This is a genomic window from Vibrio sp. 10N.286.45.E10, from assembly GCF_002874195.2.
GTDB classification, from domain to species: domain Bacteria; phylum Pseudomonadota; class Gammaproteobacteria; order Enterobacterales; family Vibrionaceae; genus Vibrio; species Vibrio crassostreae.
On sequence record NZ_MCWD02000004.1, the window covers coordinates 122,558 to 141,160 of the forward strand.

The window sequence follows — 18,603 nt, forward strand, 5'->3', positions numbered from 1 at the left end:
ACCAATCCGATACCGATACCTCCGGCGTAAACCGTAGGTATCGGTATCCATGGCATAAAATCCTATTATGGCTGTCAAGCACTCACTTTCTTTATCGTCGTGTGAGTGCTCCTCTTTTCTGTGCTCGCCACAACAACAGCATACTAAAACATAACCACCATAATCCAAGCGCACCACCACTTACTCGTTTGTTTTCAACCGAGGGTGGCGAACCTTCTTGGTGAGCGATAAGGTGGATCGTGGTGTCTATTCGGTAAGCGACACCATCGAGTTCAATCTGCGTATGCCCAGCGACGGTCTTCTCTCCGCTTGGAACATAGACAAAGACCTCGGCACCCTCGATTAGACTATCGAGGGCAAGGTTCGAGCTAAAGCTCGTTATATGGATATCACAAGGCGTGACGTCAATATAATCACACACGTCAAACGCCACTTCATGCTCAACCAATCTTAATCGAGGGTCGTAATAGTGGGTGATAACGATCGGTGAGAATTCATACTCGTGATCTTCATAAACCATGTATGCCGGATCATCAACTACGCCATTACGTACGCCATCACTATCATGCAGCCCCCCATCTCTCAGCGTCACTTCAAGGCAGTTAGCACCAATTAAAGGGGATTCTTGATATTGAATAGAGCCCGGAGGCGGGCAGAAACCTAACTCTCCTAACGCATAACGCAGTGAACTGCCTTCTTCTAAACTATCAAAATCAAACCACCCTAACGCTGGCGTGTATTTACGGAATACGCCGCCCTCACGATAAGGGCTCATTAATGGCAATACAAGCGATACGCTCTCCTCCTGAACATCGGTAACGACAAAGTTACTGATTTCGTTTTCGTTAAATTGACTTGAATAGTCTTCATCAATTGGAATATAACTGCTCGTAGTCTCACCTTTAATATAAGGACTATAGCTGTTGGCTTGCTCCGATAAGTCGCCCAAAATAATGCAACTGCCTGGCGATGATTGCAGTACGAACCCGCCATTCACTGCTCGCTCATTATCGATAACTTGTAATTCACAACTGTCGGTCGTCGCATCCAAATAATCCGGTATCAAGTCTCCATCACTGTCCATTAAGCCTTCCGCTAAATCAGGGACCCCATCATTATCGCTATCTAAATCTAAGCTAAGAGTAATGGTTTCCATCACTCGGATATCGACACTGCTAAAGACGGCATCCCCCCCTGCCTGTGGGAGTGCTTCAACATAGAATCGATGACGACCACTCGCTGTCAGCCAAGGCAATGAAAGTCTATCATTATTCTCCGTAGAGCCTAATGAAACCAACTCGCCTTGTGGGTTACGATGAGACCAGTAAAATGTTAGAGGCATGGAACCATGTAAAATCTCAACGTCAAGCTCTAGCTCAGTCTCAAACTCACTCGCCACTAAGCTGACGCTGTTACCGTCACTGTCCACTACTTTGGCTTTAATCCTCGGCGTTATTGCCCCTTCATGAATATCGAATGACTTTATTTCGCTTGCCCCACGATTAACGTCATCACCAAAGGTTAAGACGAGTGTTTCAACCCCTTCACTCTCTCCATCGTCAAGCACGTCAAACGTCAAGGTACCTTCACGTCCAGACCCTATGACCACATTTTGTGTTGCCGATAATGAGTGGTCAGAGTCGTCCGCTGTACTTAAAGTCCCATCGATAATAACGGGGATGCTTATTGGGTAAACAGGCGATAAACCATTAAGTTGTACACTGATTGTCGCCTCACTGCCTTCATGAAGTAAACGACCTTGACCAAAGTTAACCTGAGGGTGAACACGTATCAACTGAGCAGACAACTGAGTCGCATTACGTGAATCATCTTGCGCCTTCCAGTACACAACGTGACTGCCAGGGCGCAGTTTTTTCTGCTGACTTTCTAAAGAAACAGGGAGTCGGTTACCTAAAACATCAGTGGCTTCAGGGCTAATACCTTCAACCGTAGTAAAGAGACCCGTCGCTTGAATATCCACTGGCGCCACATCAACAAATCGCGGCTTATTACCAGAAAAGGCCTCCTCGTTAATAATAAGAAGCTGTTTCTTCTCTCTCGTCCCATCGGCGGCGGTGGCTGTATATTCAATGTATAGCTGCTGTGGTAAATCGTGTGGCGCCTCGTAAACCAGAGTATTGTCCACAACTTCTAAGCGCCCCAAGTACGCTGATGCCGCCGTGATTGAACCACCATCAGCTAATGTGATAGGAACAAATTGTACGATTTCATTTGCGCTGATAGTGTAACTTTGCTCAGCATCAATTTCTATCGTATAGGACCTGTCGATTATCCCGCCTAAGTTCGAACTATCCTCTTCATCATATATATCAGGGATAATATCAAGGCCGTTAGGTACACCGTCGCCGTCCATATCGGTATCCCATTCATTAACTATACCATCGCCATCAATATCTCTCCAATCTATCACGGTTGCCGAAGCGTTACTCTCAACCCGAGGAGGATTCGCCAAGCGGTTACTTAGGGTTTGGCTCAGCAACACCAAACGGTATTGGCGTAATTCTGTAAGCCCAGATATGTCGGCATACGCCGCTGTCTCAGGACCAAAAGTAACCCAGCTACTGCCGTCGCTGCTCATCTCCCATTGGTACGTAACGATGACCGCGTATTGTTCCGTTATCGCTTGTATTTCAGACTGTATTTCTGTCTGATTTTGTAACCCTATACTGTCATTTGAGAGCAAAGGCGTCTCGTATCGCAGCACCGGTTGACTCACCGAGAAAATTCGATTGGAATCATCGCCCACAAACGCAAAGTTCTCCGTTAAGGTGCGAGAAGCGTTCGTGTTGTTCGAGTCCTGCGTCGCCTCTACCGTGATACTCACTGTGGCCGGATGTTGACTGGCTAAACTCATCAAATCCATAAAAGCAACCGAAGGGGCTTGTTGGCTGTAATAACGATACGTGACCGAGTACGTCGCCGCGTCAGGTCCCTGCGTCTCACTGTTGTTCGCCGCCATTAAGCTCGGTGTCGACGCAAACGTCGCCTCATCATTGGCCGTTAAATTCGACAAACCAATCACGCTATACCAAGCCACAAACTCTGTCGGCGTCTCCATGCTCTGCACCGGAGCATCACTGGCGACGGTCACCGTCAGTGCGTCAACCGTATCGTCATAGCTCAACACCAACACCACATACTGACCCACGTAACTTAATAGGTTGCTGGTATCGGCAATGGCGGTCCAGCCCGACGATGGCAGGCTCAACGCACTGAGGTCGTCTATCGCATACCATTGAGCCGTCAGCCTCACATCAGGGTTACTCAATAACGCCGTTTGCGTTTCTAGCCCACCGTTGCGTATCAGAGTGACTTCGTAACCTAAGTCACTATCACGGTAAAGCCCCGTTGGCGTAATGCGGGCCGTCAAGGACAAGTCGTCATCCTGCGTTGACTCGGTCACCGCGGTGCTACTCACCGCTCGGGCCGTAAACTGCCCGCCGTTCGACGTTAGGGTGGCCTTTACACCCAGCCAAAAGCCAACATCGGCACTCGACACCAGGTAGTCCGGTGACACCGCACCATTAATCGATAGTGCATTGTCCCAATCGAAGGCGCTGGATAAGCGGTACCATTGATACCTCACCTCTTCATTTTCATTCAGATCTAAGTCTCGATGTACCGCGCTCAACGATTGCCCAACCGGCAATGGCGTGACCATCGGATTGAGCGTCACCGACCAAGGCATGGTCGTCGTGTTGCTGCTCACCAAGCGCGTATCAGACGGCACCGTGTCGTTGCCCAGATCATCTGTCCAGCTCAACGTGGCTTGCAGGGTGGTGTTACCATCCCCACCACTCACGTCCACAGTGTAGTCTTGCGTGGTCGCACTCATGGACGAAGCATTACGCGTCCACTGGTAGCTAATATTGGGAGGACGCACGTCCCTTTCCGGCACACTGCCTGTCAGTACCGCTTGTAATACATCACCATTAAGCGCAGGGATTGAACCGCCTTGCAGCGTCAGCACATCCATATAACGCAAGCGCTCAAGCTCGGTCGCCAAGTCACTGCCATCACCAGGGGCAGTATTGCCATCCCACACAGGGGTGATGTTGGAAAATAGCGTCACGGTCTGACCATTACTGTCTTCTAACGTCACACGCAAACCGTGCCTAAAGCCAACGTCAACCGCTGCGTTGAAGGTATACCCCCCCGCGTCGGTGCCCACTTCGGCGCCCACCTCAAAGCCGCCACCGGAGGCCGGCATGCGCAGCCAGGCATAGGTTGGATTAACGAGGCTTTCATCACTCATGAAGGTCGTCAAACGCTCAGCAGACGCAGACGCCAATGACAGCAGGCTACCGTCAAACTCAAGGAGTAAGGTGAAGGTTTCAAGCCCCATGTCATTGGCTTGCACCACGCCGCTGTATTGACTGGTTAAGTCGATGGACTCATTGGTTCCAGCGTCGGCTAGCGTCAGCACTAGGTGTAAACGCTCGCCCACATCACCGACTTGCGCCACATAAGATGCGCCGTTGCCAGTGCCAGTGCCAGTCACATTAGACCAACTGCCCACACTGCCCGCTTGCCACTGGTAAGCCACCGTCACCGCCGAGGCGTTGGCTATCTCATTCATGTCCGCCGCCGTTAAGCTGACCAACGCACCCACAGAGACACCGTCTGGCGTTAACGCCAAACTCAACACACCCACCAAGTCCGTCAGGTCAGTGCTGGTTAGCGCGGCAATCACTGGCGCGCTGAAGAAGGTGTCACTCACCAAGACACTGCCACTTCGCTCATAAGCCACCGTCACTTCATAGTAACTGCCAACATCCAACGCGGTCGGAGTGACCGTGTCAGCGACCTGCGGGGTGTTGCCCTGCGAACCATCAGGAGCTATCAGCCTCCAAGTCACCACTCGAGCATCAAAGCTGATGTCAGGACCACTGCTTTGGAGGACACTGACCACTTGTAATGGGATGCCCTCTCTCGGGGTCGCCAGTGGGTCAAACACAATGTCATAATTGACAGCAGTGCTTGCCAAGACGACCGTACTCATCTCACTGGACAGGTCCGTCTCTACATTCGTGTTGGTGTTTTTACCCCACAACATCAAGCGGTATCGCTCATCAGAGCTGAGCCCCGCGGGCAGGTCAGCATAATAGGATTCACTGCTCACCTCTGTCCAATTTAGTCCATCATTACTGGTTCTCTGCCACACATAGCGCACATCAACGTTATTGGTTCGAGTGAGGACATCTTGCACATCACTGAGCACTTGTGTTTCGTTTTGTAACCCTATGTCATCATTAGGGTGTAATGGCGTATTGTGTCGCAAGACTGGCTTCTCCACCGTCAGCAATTCATACACCTCGTCAGCACGAAACGGAAAACTGGCGCTTAAGGGGCGGCTGTTATTAGTTGATGTCTGCGTCACCTCAGCGGTCACGGAAGTGGTATTCGGGAATTGAGCCGCTAACATGGTTAAATCTTGAAAAGAAACCGATGGTGCCTGATTGCTGTAGAAAGCATATGGGGAAAGCGTATAAGCCCCAGACGTAGGACCTTCTGTCTCAGAGCTCATTGGCGCTTTGGCTAAGTCAGCGACCGAGGCAGGCGTTGCTGGGTCATCCGGGCTCAAGGTGATAAGGCTGTACCAAACCGCGAATTCCCCAGGGGTCGTAATGCTTTGCACTGGAGTGAGACTCCATACGATTGCTGACTCGGTTTGAGCACCCTCAGTGTAGGTCAACTCTAGCACCACATACTGACCACTGTGAGCGCTGTTCAATTGATAAACGCCGCTCACTGGGTTGATTGGGCTCCAGCTTACCGCATCCTGCAGCTGATTGAGGTCAGAAATGGTATACCAATCCGCGGCGAGTCCACTGGTGGGCGTTTCCGCTACCCCATTTCGAGTGAGGTTGAACGTGTAGCTCAGCACACTGTCTGAGTAGAGCGTGATTGGCGTAATGTTGACATCACGCAGACTCAAGACATCGCTGCCGCCGGTCGGAATGACAACTACATCACTTGTGACCGCCTTCGACGTGTAAGTATCCGTTGACTCCGTCAACGTCACCACCACTCCCAAGCGGGAAGCGCCATGACTATTGTCAACGGTGATATCTTTGGTCACCACATTCAAAGAGTTAGCGCGGTTCCAATCCCCTTGCGCATCCAATAAAAACCACTCATAGTCTACCTGCTCGCCCGGTAACAAAGGGCGATGAACGGCGCTGAGCACCTCTCCAGGGTTTAATGGACTGGTCATCGGGGTAATGTTCACAGGTAAAGGGGCAATGGAGGCATTCGAGCCGACCAAGCGCGTATTCGAAACCAGCGTACCAGAGACGTTCAGAGCATCTGTCCAGCTCAACGTGGCTTGCAGGGTGGTGTTACCATCCCCACCACTCACGTCCACAGTGTAGTCTTGCGTGGTCGCACTCATGGACGAAGCATTACGCGTCCACTGGTAGCTAATATTGGGAGGACGCACGTCCCTTTCCGGCACACTGCCTGTCAGTACCGCTTGTAATACATCACCATTAAGCGCAGGGATTGAACCGCCTTGCAGCGTCAGCACATCCATATAACGCAAGCGCTCAAGCTCGGTCGCCAAGTCACTGCCATCACCAGGGGCAGTATTGCCATCCCACACAGGGGTGATGTTGGAAAATAGCGTCACGGTCTGACCATTACTGTCTTCTAACGTCACACGCAAACCGTGCCTAAAGCCAACGTCAACCGCTGCGTTGAAGGTATACCCCCCCGCGTCGGTGCCCACTTCGGCGCCCACCTCAAAGCCGCCACCGGAGGCCGGCATGCGCAGCCAGGCATAGGTTGGATTAACGAGGCTTTCATCACTCATGAAGGTCGTCAAACGCTCAGCAGACGCAGACGCCAATGACAGCAGGCTACCGTCAAACTCAAGGAGTAAGGTGAAGGTTTCAAGCCCCATGTCATTGGCTTGCACCACGCCGCTGTATTGACTGGTTAAGTCGATGGACTCATTGGTTCCAGCGTCGGCTAGCGTCAGCACTAGGTGTAAACGCTCGCCCACATCACCGACTTGCGCCACATAAGATGCGCCGTTGCCAGTGCCAGTGCCAGTCACATTAGACCAACTGCCCACACTGCCCGCTTGCCACTGGTAAGCCACCGTCACCGCCGAGGCGTTGGCTATCTCATTCATGTCCGCCGCCGTTAAGCTGACCAACGCACCCACAGAGACACCGTCTGGCGTTAACGCCAAACTCAACACACCCACCAAGTCCGTCAGGTCAGTGCTGGTTAGCGCGGCAATCACTGGCGCGCTGAAGAAGGTGTCACTCACCAAGACACTGCCACTTCGCTCATAAGCCACCGTCACTTCATAGTAACTGCCAACATCCAACGCGGTCGGAGTGACCGTGTCAGCGACCTGCGGGGTGTTGCCCTGCGAACCATCAGGAGCTATCAGCCTCCAAGTCACCACTCGAGCATCAAAGCTGATGTCAGGACCACTGCTTTGGAGGACACTGACCACTTGTAATGGGATGCCCTCTCTCGGGGTCGCCAGTGGGTCAAACACAATGTCATAATTGACAGCAGTGCTTGCCAAGACGACCGTACTCATCTCACTGGACAGGTCCGTCTCTACATTCGTGTTGGTGTTTTTACCCCACAACATCAAGCGGTATCGCTCATCAGAGCTGAGCCCCGCGGGCAGGTCAGCATAATAGGATTCACTGCTCACCTCTGTCCAATTTAGTCCATCATTACTGGTTCTCTGCCACACATAGCGCACATCAACGTTATTGGTTCGAGTGAGGACATCTTGCACATCACTGAGCACTTGTGTTTCGTTTTGTAACCCTATGTCATCATTAGGGTGTAATGGCGTATTGTGTCGCAAGACTGGCTTCTCCACCGTCAGCAATTCATACACCTCGTCAGCACGAAACGGAAAACTGGCGCTTAAGGGGCGGCTGTTATTAGTTGATGTCTGCGTCACCTCAGCGGTCACGGAAGTGGTATTCGGGAATTGAGCCGCTAACATGGTTAAATCTTGAAAAGAAACCGATGGTGCCTGATTGCTGTAGAAAGCATATGGGGAAAGCGTATAAGCCCCAGACGTAGGACCTTCTGTCTCAGAGCTCATTGGCGCTTTGGCTAAGTCAGCGACCGAGGCAGGCGTTGCTGGGTCATCCGGGCTCAAGGTGATAAGGCTGTACCAAACCGCGAATTCCCCAGGGGTCGTAATGCTTTGCACTGGAGTGAGACTCCATACGATTGCTGACTCGGTTTGAGCACCCTCAGTGTAGGTCAACTCTAGCACCACATACTGACCACTGTGAGCGCTGTTCAATTGATAAACGCCGCTCACTGGGTTGATTGGGCTCCAGCTTACCGCATCCTGCAGCTGATTGAGGTCAGAAATGGTATACCAATCCGCGGCGAGTCCACTGGTGGGCGTTTCCGCTACCCCATTTCGAGTGAGGTTGAACGTGTAGCTCAGCACACTGTCTGAGTAGAGCGTGATTGGCGTAATGTTGACATCACGCAGACTCAAGACATCGCTGCCGCCGGTCGGAATGACAACTACATCACTTGTGACCGCCTTCGACGTGTAAGTATCCGTTGACTCCGTCAACGTCACCACCACTCCCAAGCGGGAAGCGCCATGACTATTGTCAACGGTGATATCTTTGGTCACCACATTCAAAGAGTTAGCGCGGTTCCAATCCCCTTGCGCATCCAATAAAAACCACTCATAGTCTACCTGCTCGCCCGGTAACAAAGGGCGATGAACGGCGCTGAGCACCTCTCCAGGGTTTAATGGACTGGTCATCGGGGTAATGTTCACAGGTAAAGGGGCAATGGAGGCATTCGAGCCGACCAAGCGCGTATTCGAAACCAGCGTACCAGAGACGTTCAGAGCATCTGTCCAGCTCAACGTGGCTTGCAGGGTGGTGTTACCATCCCCACCACTCACGTCCACAGTGTAGTCTTGCGTGGTCGCACTCATGGACGAAGCATTACGCGTCCACTGGTAGCTAATATTGGGAGGACGCACGTCCCTTTCCGGCACACTGCCTGTCAGTACCGCTTGTAATACATCACCATTAAGCGCAGGGATTGAACCGCCTTGCAGCGTCAGCACATCCATATAACGCAAGCGCTCAAGCTCGGTCGCCAAGTCACTGCCATCACCAGGGGCAGTATTGCCATCCCACACAGGGGTGATGTTGGAAAATAGCGTCACGGTCTGACCATTACTGTCTTCTAACGTCACACGCAAACCGTGCCTAAAGCCAACGTCAACCGCTGCGTTGAAGGTATACCCCCCCGCGTCGGTGCCCACTTCGGCGCCCACCTCAAAGCCGCCACCGGAGGCCGGCATGCGCAGCCAGGCATAGGTTGGATTAACGAGGCTTTCATCACTCATGAAGGTCGTCAAACGCTCAGCAGACGCAGACGTCAACGACAGCAGGCTACCGTCAAACTCAAGGAGTAAGGTGAAGGTTTCAAGCCCCATGTCATTGGCTTGCACCACGCCGCTGTATTGACTGGTTAAGTCGATGGACTCATTGGTTCCAGCGTCGGCTAGCGTCAGCACTAGGTGTAAACGCTCGCCCACATCACCGACTTGCGCCACATAAGATGCGCCGTTGCCAGTGCCAGTGCCAGTGCCAGCCACATTAGACCAACTGCCCACACTGCCCGCTTGCCACTGGTAAGCCACCGTCACCGCCGAGGCGTTGGCTATCTCATTCATGTCCGCCGCCGTTAAGCTGACCAACGCACCCACAGAGACACCGTCTGGCGTTAACGCCAAACTCAACACACCCGCCAAGTCCGTCAGGTCAGTGCTGATTGGCGCGGCGATGACGTCGGGCGTCAAAATGTCGCGCGCTAAGATAACGTCCCCGTTGGCAGCATAGTAGGCAACATTTACCACCAAGGGGTTATCTACCCTTGATGAATCTGGCGTATACCTTTCACCCTGCTGAAGCTGAACAAGAGTTCCCGAATCGAGTGAATACCAAGTCAGCACTCTGTCTTTGTAATTAGTAACCGGCTCTAAGCGACTGACAACTGTGTATGGCACCCCCTCTTGTGGGGGATTAAGCACATCCCAACTCATATCAATGTCAGTGTCAGTTGTGAGTCCCCCAATTACTAATGATGTCGCATCGGAAAAATTTGTATAATCTGCGTAAGTACGCGTGACCTTTAACAATAGACGATATTCTAAACCAACCACTAAGGAAGCAAGATCACTATAAGCAGAAATATCTTGAAGAACTGACACATCAGTCCAACTAGTGTCTGTTGATGACTTAAACTGCCAGAGATAAGACAACGTATCTCCCGAGTTAGAATTCTGGTAAAGATTGAACGCATCTTCTACCTGCTGCTGGTTAAGCCAACCAATAGTGTCATTAACGTGTAAGGGGGTATCCACATCTAACCGTGGCTGAGGAATAGGGTATATCGCTAATATTTCTTGGATAGTATAGCTTTTGTTCCATATTTCGGCGTTTAAGTCCGCCGCTGTAGGAGCAAACAGCGGTACACCTGCCAATTGATAATCATCGTCAGTCGGTGCGTCAGTGGGGCTTGCCGCCGAGGAGGCGCTATAAGCAAGGATTTTATTAATGGCATCCACCATCGGCTGGATGTCAAACATGTCCGAATGTTCAAGCGTTTGCAGTTGAATATTTATATCATTTAGGTTCTCGTCAGTAACATCAGTGATTACCGCATCAATATAATCTTGCTCAGTTGGTTGTGTTGTACCCCCTGCCGCCCAGGCTAAAATGGCGTTTGAACCGTCAACACGCGCTTGCAAACTATCCAGGCTCGATAACGCATACGACTCAGGGGCAATCACATAAACGCCGCCTGAATTGAGCACGCTGATATCGGTATTATCAAAGGCGGAACCCGTCGAACTGGTATCATTATCGTCAAACACCTGATTATTATCGCTGTTGGTGAGAATGCCATTGTAGTTATGATCATCATAAGGAGCCCCGACCACAATATCTGTCCCATTAAAAGCGATGCCATAAGTACCAAATTCATCGGTGTTACTCGATGGGGAGCTGAAAATCTTTTCACTGGCTTGCCACTGCGTAGTGTCGGCATTCGCTAAGTCATAACTGTACGCCGCCTCCGCATTTTGTGTGGACACCACTAATTTGAGCCCATCGGCACTCAGTTGAGTTTGAAAACCAAAACCGTGACCCCCTGCTGCGTCACTGGCACGCAGCACCTGGGTTTGATTCCAACTGCTACCATTGTAATCAAAAACAAAAGCCGCACCTTGGTTCGTAATACTATTGGTTGGCCCATCTTCTAGCCTCGCACCGACCGCAATGCGATCGCCAGCCGCATTGATGCTAACGCCAACACCAAAATAATCATCGGTGCCCCAATTGAAGTGACGGAAGCGTTGTTCAAACGCCCAGTTAGTGCCGTTATAACGATACACATACACATAACCGGTATCGCTCTGTGCCATCGCCCCCACCGCAATCACGTCACCATTGCTGGACACGGCGTTACTCGCACCAAAATAACTTCCTCTATCGCCCTCAATCTGAGGCTCATCACTCCAACTTCCGTTAGTAAATTGGTAAATAAGAACACGACCCCCGTTGCTGCTATAGACATCATCACCAATAACCAAGACATTACCATCGGCACTTATCGAACCGTAATTAGAGTTGTCGGTTATACCATGATCGACTGACGTCATCGTCCAACTGCCGTCCCAATCAGGCTGCCCGGCCACCATGGGGACATCAAACACATACGCCGTGGTAGGACCAATCCTCACCACACGTTTCCCATCACCACTCATGGCCACATTACTGGAATGGTTAGTGGTTTGATTGGTGCGTAAAATCTTCACTTCTTGCCATGTGCCGCCTTCGCGGCGGTAGATATATATTGCCCCCCCATCATCAGTGGCTGAGCTAGTAGTCGGCGCATATCGCCCAAGTACTGCCACTGTTGAGCCATCGTCGGATATCGCCATTGACCAACCATAGTGATCATTTGGATCCACATTCGAGGCTTTAAGATAATGGGTGAAGCCTTCACGTTTCTCTTGGTCCATATGACTATTGAGGTAATCAAGTATATTACTGCTCACCGAGGTCACACCTGCGTTGGTATAATCATCGATGGTTGGCGCTATATTGGTGTTACCGAAGGCATAATTTACTAATTTATATAAGGCTGAGACAGCCGTTTGAACATCGGCAAGCGTAGTTAAGGTTTTGTTGACTAGGGCGGTATTTATCACCGAGAGGTTTTCATCTTTGAGTTCATCAAAACCTGCGGTGTGATAGGTAGCAAGACTTGGCGCTGTGCTTGTGGTGCCATCGGCGTAATCATCAAGGGCATTGATGGCATCCACTAGGGCTTGAATGTCAGCGGTGATGTCAAAATCAAGCGAGGCGTTTTGATTGACTAACTCTTGTGCGTAATCATCCAAGTTCACCGCACGCGCGCCCATAATGCTAGCAGCGGTGTAAACCGAATCATCTGGACGCATTAGGTTGCTGCTATCGTTAGCATAGTTTTTTAATTGTTGGAGACTGAGTGTGTGAGCATATCCTGAAAAATTGAGCTCTGTCGCCTCCAAAGCTACACGTGAATTGAATAGTAATTGATATTCTAGCGTTATATCCGCCCCTTCAATGACCCCAGTTTTGTTGGTTGAAGCGGCAATGGAGACATCAAGCGTATCAGCCAACCCATTCACAAACGCTTTACCTTGCGCACCTTGGGCTAAGTCACAGGCATACAGATGCCATTGACTGCCTTTAGGCAATAAGGCTCGAAATGGACTTAACGAAGCCTGCTCAAGCCAGTTCATGTCCCAGCGCTCACTACCCAGTTGTAGCTCACCCGTGCGACCATGGGAAACGATATGCCACTGCTGGGCACTAGGATGCGCTTTTGCAATGTCGACCAATTGTGCTATCACTGGCTCAGTGGATGAAAGAATGTAGGTCGGTTGGGTTATCGTTTGAGAGAGGTGCTCTATGTCCTCAACTGCGCTATCAAAGATGTAAACCGCCCTTTGGTTGGAGTCCGCGGCTACTGCGAGCCGTGTATCAACGATGCTCAATGCAGCTGAGGCAAGAACCAAGAAATAGCTCAATAGTGGACGAATGACTTTATTCATTACATATAACCCCGACGTCAAAGATCACAAATTGATAGCTTTTAAACTATATCTTTAACAATATTAGGTCTCTTTAATTTGTCAAACTTATGGGGACAAGGGTTAATAAAATACCCGTAAATAACGAGATCTTTGTCGCTTGTTAGACTTAATAAAATGAAGTCGACACACTAAAGTGCGCCGTGGAGAAGCGTGCTGCATCAGATAGGTTAAGGAGAACCGACTATCACCTTCTCTGAGCTAAAATCAATAGCCACACTCTAAATCCTAAGCCTTAGGGGCTTTATGCATCCCTGAGTACGCTCTTCATCCAAACGGCTAGCCTGCGTTTAATCCTAGGCCCATCCGCCTTATCCACTGGAAGTGGGGTAAGCAGTCGAACTTTAACTAGAAATAAATATACTGCTCTGGACACGCTCTTTTGAGAGGTTCCTTTGTCAGATATATAATATCCCTGCATCTCTGCAAGTCTTAAACCATAGCTTATAGCTTGCTTAAATAGTTTGTCTTCATCTTTCATTTTTCCTTTCATTACGCACCCTGTAAATAGCCCTAACTCTAATAAACGAGTATAGACTACTATGCTCATTTTCCCTTTCCCCACATGAGCTAAGGTGATTAATAGAATAGTGATCTGCACCAGAAGTTTTGGACACTGAGTTAAGTGAGTACAATCACTAACGAGGTGAACAATGACAACTAAGAAAACACGAATCAAACATGCTCCTGAATTTAAATCCGAAGCACTTAAGTTGGCAGAGAAAGTCGGTGTCGCTGCTGCGGCACGACAGCTATCGTTGTATGAATCTCAAATTTATGGATGGCGTAAAGCCGTCAAAAAAGATGCGAAAATCAGCGATAGAGAAAGGGAACTCGCCACTGAAAATGCCAAACTCAAACGGTTATTGGCTGAGCAAGCTGAAGAGCTAGATATCGTAAAAAAGGCCGCCACCTACTTCGCGAAAAATCTAAAGTAGATTGCTATGAGTTTATGCTCGAACACCTTATGCAATATAGGATTGTCCGTATGGCTAAGGTGTTTGGGGTTTCTCGAAGTGGGTTTTATTATTGGATTGATAATCGCCATAAAGTCACTCAACGCAACGAGCACCGAAAGCAGCTTGACAGCAAAGTTCGAGAAGTCTTTGATGATAAAAAGGAACGCGACGGTGCAAGGCGTATTCAAAAAGAACTTGAGGCAAATGGTAATAAGCACGATGTAAAAACCATTGCCACGAGCATGAAGCGCCAGAGCTTAGTCGCGAAGGCAGCCCGTAAGTTTAAATGTACGACAGACAGCAAGCATAGGCTTCCTGTTGCCCCGAACTTGCTAGAGCAAGATTTTAATGCGACAGCACCAAACCAAAAATGGGCTGGAGATATTACCTATCTAGCGACAAGCGAAGGTTGGATGTATTTGGCGGTTGTTATCGACTTGTACTCACGGCAAGTAGTTGGTTGGTCAATGAGCACCAGAATGACCGCGACTCTGGTCTGTGATGCGCTATCAATGGCATTGTTCCGTAGAGGCATGCCCGAAGGGGTAATTATCCATAGTGATAGAGGTAGCCAATATTGTTCAAAAGATTACAGAGACTTAATCTCAGCCCATAATCTAAAACAAAGTATGAGTAGGAAGGGAAATTGCTGGGATAACGCCTGTGTTGAAAGCTTTTTCCACTCAATGAAAGTAGAAGCCGTTCAATACGAGCCGATAATGACGCGAGAAGAGATGCGCCAAGCACTTTTTGAATATATCGAAGTTGATTATAATCGAACAAGAAGGCACAGTGCCCTTGGGTATCTAAGTCCAGTTAACTTTGAAAAACAATATGTCGCTTAATGCGGTGTCCAGTCTAACTGGAGCAGATCATAGTCAGGGCGGCACGCACTTTATTAACTAATGTGATCTAATGGTGCTAAACCCTCAGAAATACAGTCATTTTGAGTCTTATGACACTTCACTTATCTGCGGCTTTGTTTCCTAATTCGATTTCAGTTAAAAACACACCTATACCCTAAGGCTAGCGCATTTTAACCGCAGACTCTAAAAGCACTGAGCGGTATTCATCATTCAGTGCTGCATTCTTTTTCTTTCGAGCCATACTCATCTTTTGGGTTGTATCAAACTTAAACAAGTTGAGGGCTATTTTCCTTAACGCATTAAAAGCCAACGCACCATTTCCTTTTCTAATTCGGCATTCATCTTCTCTGAAGGTCATGTCTAACATCCAGTGCATACTCTCTACTTGCCAATGACCACGGACAGCTTTAAGTGCTTGTTCTGCATCTAATTCCAGTGAACTGATATACCAACGAGTCTCTTTGCTAACCTTGCATGTTATGGAGTGCTCGACCTCAGAAGTGATTTTAATAATGCTTCTAAGTCCCTCCCACTGATATTGTTTAGTCAGCCATTCTTTATCAACCACAAGGTGCTCACAGTGTCGCGTCTCGATTCGACCATGTCCTGCGTCTACATCCGTGTGTTGAGCATAGTTCTTCTCGGTGAATTGCTCTCGACACGCCTTATGCCACCAAGCTTCTAGCTCTGCCTGCATCGTTGAGTGATTCCCTTTTAGGGCCAAGACATAGTCCGCTTTGCTTTGAACTATTTGTTTGGCAATCTTGCGCTGACAACCCATCGCATCGAGTGTGATGATGCAGTTCTCTATATCAAGTAAGGTTAACAATTTAGGAATAGCGGTTATTTCATTGCTTTTATCGTCAACGGCGGCCTGACCTAAAACAAGTTGGTTGGAGCAACTCCACGCACTCACCGAATGAAGCGGATTTTTTCTTCCGCGAGTATCGAAAGAGTGGCGTGCTGTTTTGCCATCTACGGCAATGATATCAGTGCCTGTCGTTTGAACTAGCGTCTTCATCCACGACTGAAACGCTTGCTCAATCTCATCTGCTCTGAGTTTGGTGATAACTCTTGTAATTGTATCGTGACGAGGGATGCCATTGAGGAATGGACGGTATTTACGAAGCCAATCTAAACGATTATGGCCGAAATCTTCGATGTCCTCCCAGCCCTCCGCGCCAGAAATCACCGCACTAATAGCAAGTAAAAGAATATCTAAGAGTTGGTGTTTTTTACATCGTTCAATGCGAGGGTCAGCGATGTTTTCGAAATGCTCTAGAAACGAATCAGACATGGAAAAGGCTCTAAATGGATAATAGTTACCAGATCTGATCCCTTAAATTAGGAAAAGTTCAAATTTATAATGATCTTGCCTTAGTATCAGGAGGTTGAAACCCTCTACCATGTTTGCCATGGTGGCTTGGAAGTACTACGCTTCAACACCTAGGTCGTTAATCCAAAAGTTCAAGGAGCCTCGTTCGCACAAGGCTTCAATATACTTATTCCAGCTCGTTGTCTTCTTTTCCAATTTACCTACAACACCACAATGCTTCGATCACATGGGATCAGATCGCAGGATTGAGAAAATATTCAACTAATTTAGCCAACAACTCCGCTAGATACCTAAGGCAAGATCATTATAAATTTGAACTTTTCCTAATTTAAGGGATCAGATCTGGTAACTATTATCCATTTAGAGTCTTTTCCATGTCTGATTCGTTTCTAGAGCATTTCGAAAACATCGTTGACCCTCGCATTGAACGATGTAAAAAACACCAACTCTTAGATATTCTTTTACTTGCTATTAGTGCGGTGATTTCTGGCGCGGAGGGCTGGGAGGACATCGAAGATTTCGGCCATAATCGTTTAGATTGGCTTCGTAAATACCGTCCATTCCTCAATGGCATCCCTCGTCACGATACAATTGCAAGAGTTATCACCAAACTCAGAGCAGATGAGATTGAGCAAGCGTTTCAGTCGTGGATGAAGACGCTAGTTCAAACGACAGGCACTGATATCATTGCCGTAGATGGCAAAACAGCACGCCACTCTTTCGATACTCGCGGAAGAAAAAATCCGCTTCATTCGGTGAGTGCGTGGAGTTGCTCCAACCAACTTGTTTTAGGTCAGGCCGCCGTTGACGATAAAAGCAATGAAATAACCGCTATTCCTAAATTGTTAACCTTACTTGATATAGAGAACTGCATCATCACACTCGATGCGATGGGTTGTCAGCGCAAGATTGCCAAACAAATAGTTCAAAGCAAAGCGGACTATGTCTTGGCCCTAAAAGGGAATCACTCAACGATGCAGGCAGAGCTAGAAGCTTGGTGGCATAAGGCGTGTCGAGAGCAATTCACCGAGAAGAACTATGCTCAACACACGGATGTAGACGCAGGACATGGTCGAATCGAGACGCGACACTGTGAGCACCTTGTGGTTGATAAAGAATGGCTGACTAAACAATATCATTGGGAGGGACTTAGAAGCATTATTAAAATCACTTCTGAGGTCGAGCACTCCATAACATGCAAGGTTAGCAAAGAGACTCGTTGGTATATCAGTTCACTGGAATTAGATGCAGAACAAGCACTTAAAGCTGTCCGTGGTCATTGGCAAGTAGAGAGTATGCACTGGATGTTAGACATGACCTTCAGAGAAGATGAATGCCGAATTAGAAAAGGAAATGGTGCGTTGGCTTTTAATGCGTTAAGGAAAATAGCCCTCAACTTGTTTAAGTTTGATACAACCCAAAAGATGAGTATGGCTCGAAAGAAAAAGAATGCAGCACTGAATGATGAATACCGCTCAGTGCTTTTAGAGTCTGCGGTTAAAATGCGCTAGCCTTAGCTAGATACCCATGTGGTTGGCCTAATTAGGAAAGTTGTATGTTATTTTCCATAAAAATAACGTTGCATGGTTACTGTTATCGCTTGTTGTGTTTAAACCTATCGACAAGCCTACATTTTCTGACGCACGATAACCAACTTCAACTTCATAAACTACTGATGTACCATGTTCTTTGAAAAGAATACCATTTACTTCGATGCTATTAGACCAATCCATTAGCCCTATATTTAACTTACTAAACCAGGCTTCTGTTTGATAGTTTGAAGAAAGAAAAAGAAATGGTCCCTTCCCTGGTACACTAAACCTTTTCGCAATATCGGCCTCAGGTCCCTGGGTTGATACTTTTCCATCATAAGTACCGTAATTGATGTACCCCACTCCTCCTCCCATAAATAACTCTCCATTAAAGGCATCCCGAGAATAAGGATAATGAGTTAAATGGAGTACTCCCCCAAATGCGTTATCGTCAAATTGATTAACACCATTATGATTACTAAATCTATAGTCTGAAACCCCTAAGCCAAGCGAGGCCTGTGTTTCACCTGCGCTGATAGTAAATGGGGTTAGAAAGGTAGATAAGAGAATAAGTACATTGTATATCTTTTTCATATGCAATCCCAAATTTAGTATTATTTTTTAATATATAGCTATACATTCAACATATAGATTAGCTCAAAAAGGGCTTTGATGCTTAAATCGATGGAACTAAATCGTAAGTGTTCACCAAGCCCCT

6 protein-coding genes are annotated in these 18,603 nt (G+C 48.4%); 2 read left to right on the forward strand and 4 right to left on the reverse strand.

Annotated elements, in window-relative coordinates; all coding sequences use genetic code 11:
- Positions 1-91: 91 nt before the first annotated feature.
- Positions 92-13,153, reverse strand: a complete 13,062-nt coding sequence (locus BCU34_RS23910; RefSeq protein ID WP_413286286.1) for a DUF4347 domain-containing protein — start codon at positions 13,151-13,153, stop codon at positions 92-94.
- 283 nt (positions 13,154-13,436) lie between these two features.
- A complete protein-coding gene (locus tag BCU34_RS23915) occupies positions 13,437-13,685 on the reverse strand; it encodes a DUF5062 family protein (protein WP_102478715.1) in 249 nt (82 codons plus the stop codon).
- Between the two features lie 160 nt (positions 13,686-13,845).
- Here BCU34_RS23915 and BCU34_RS23920 point away from each other — a divergent pair.
- A protein-coding gene (locus BCU34_RS23920) for an IS3 family transposase (protein WP_102480628.1) occupies positions 13,846-14,996 on the forward strand; the annotation gives its coding sequence in 2 pieces (ribosomal slippage) (positions 13,846-14,089 and positions 14,089-14,996; 1,152 coding nt in all).
- A 181-nt stretch (positions 14,997-15,177) separates the two neighbouring features.
- Here BCU34_RS23920 and BCU34_RS23925 read toward each other — a convergent pair.
- Positions 15,178-16,314, reverse strand: a complete 1,137-nt coding sequence (locus BCU34_RS23925) for an ISAs1 family transposase (protein WP_413286287.1) — start codon at positions 16,312-16,314, stop codon at positions 15,178-15,180.
- A gap of 413 nt (positions 16,315-16,727) precedes the next feature.
- Between BCU34_RS23925 and BCU34_RS23930 the strand changes: the two genes are divergently transcribed.
- Complete coding sequence (locus BCU34_RS23930; RefSeq protein WP_413216405.1) at positions 16,728-17,864, forward strand: ISAs1 family transposase; 1,137 nt, start codon at positions 16,728-16,730, stop codon at positions 17,862-17,864.
- A 27-nt stretch (positions 17,865-17,891) separates the two neighbouring features.
- On the opposite strand, the gene BCU34_RS23935 is transcribed toward BCU34_RS23930, so the two are convergent.
- Positions 17,892-18,479 carry a hypothetical protein gene (locus BCU34_RS23935; RefSeq protein WP_102479704.1) on the reverse strand — a complete coding sequence of 196 codons (588 nt, stop codon included), beginning with the start codon at positions 18,477-18,479 and terminating at the stop codon, positions 17,892-17,894.
- Positions 18,480-18,603: the final 124 nt, after the last annotated feature.

What these genes read in the sequence shown, in the direction of transcription:
- BCU34_RS23910 (WP_413286286.1), bottom strand. Translation starts at nt 13,153, where the DNA reads ATGAATAAAGTCATTCGTCCACTATTGAGCTATTTCTTGGTTCTTGCC.
- BCU34_RS23915 (WP_102478715.1), bottom strand. Translation starts at nt 13,685, where the DNA reads ATGAAAGGAAAAATGAAAGATGAAGACAAACTATTTAAGCAAGCTATA.
- BCU34_RS23925 (WP_413286287.1), bottom strand. Translation starts at nt 16,314, where the DNA reads ATGTCTGATTCGTTTCTAGAGCATTTCGAAAACATCGCTGACCCTCGC.
- BCU34_RS23930 (WP_413216405.1), top strand. Translation starts at nt 16,728, where the DNA reads ATGTCTGATTCGTTTCTAGAGCATTTCGAAAACATCGTTGACCCTCGC.
- BCU34_RS23935 (WP_102479704.1), bottom strand. Translation starts at nt 18,479, where the DNA reads ATGAAAAAGATATACAATGTACTTATTCTCTTATCTACCTTTCTAACC.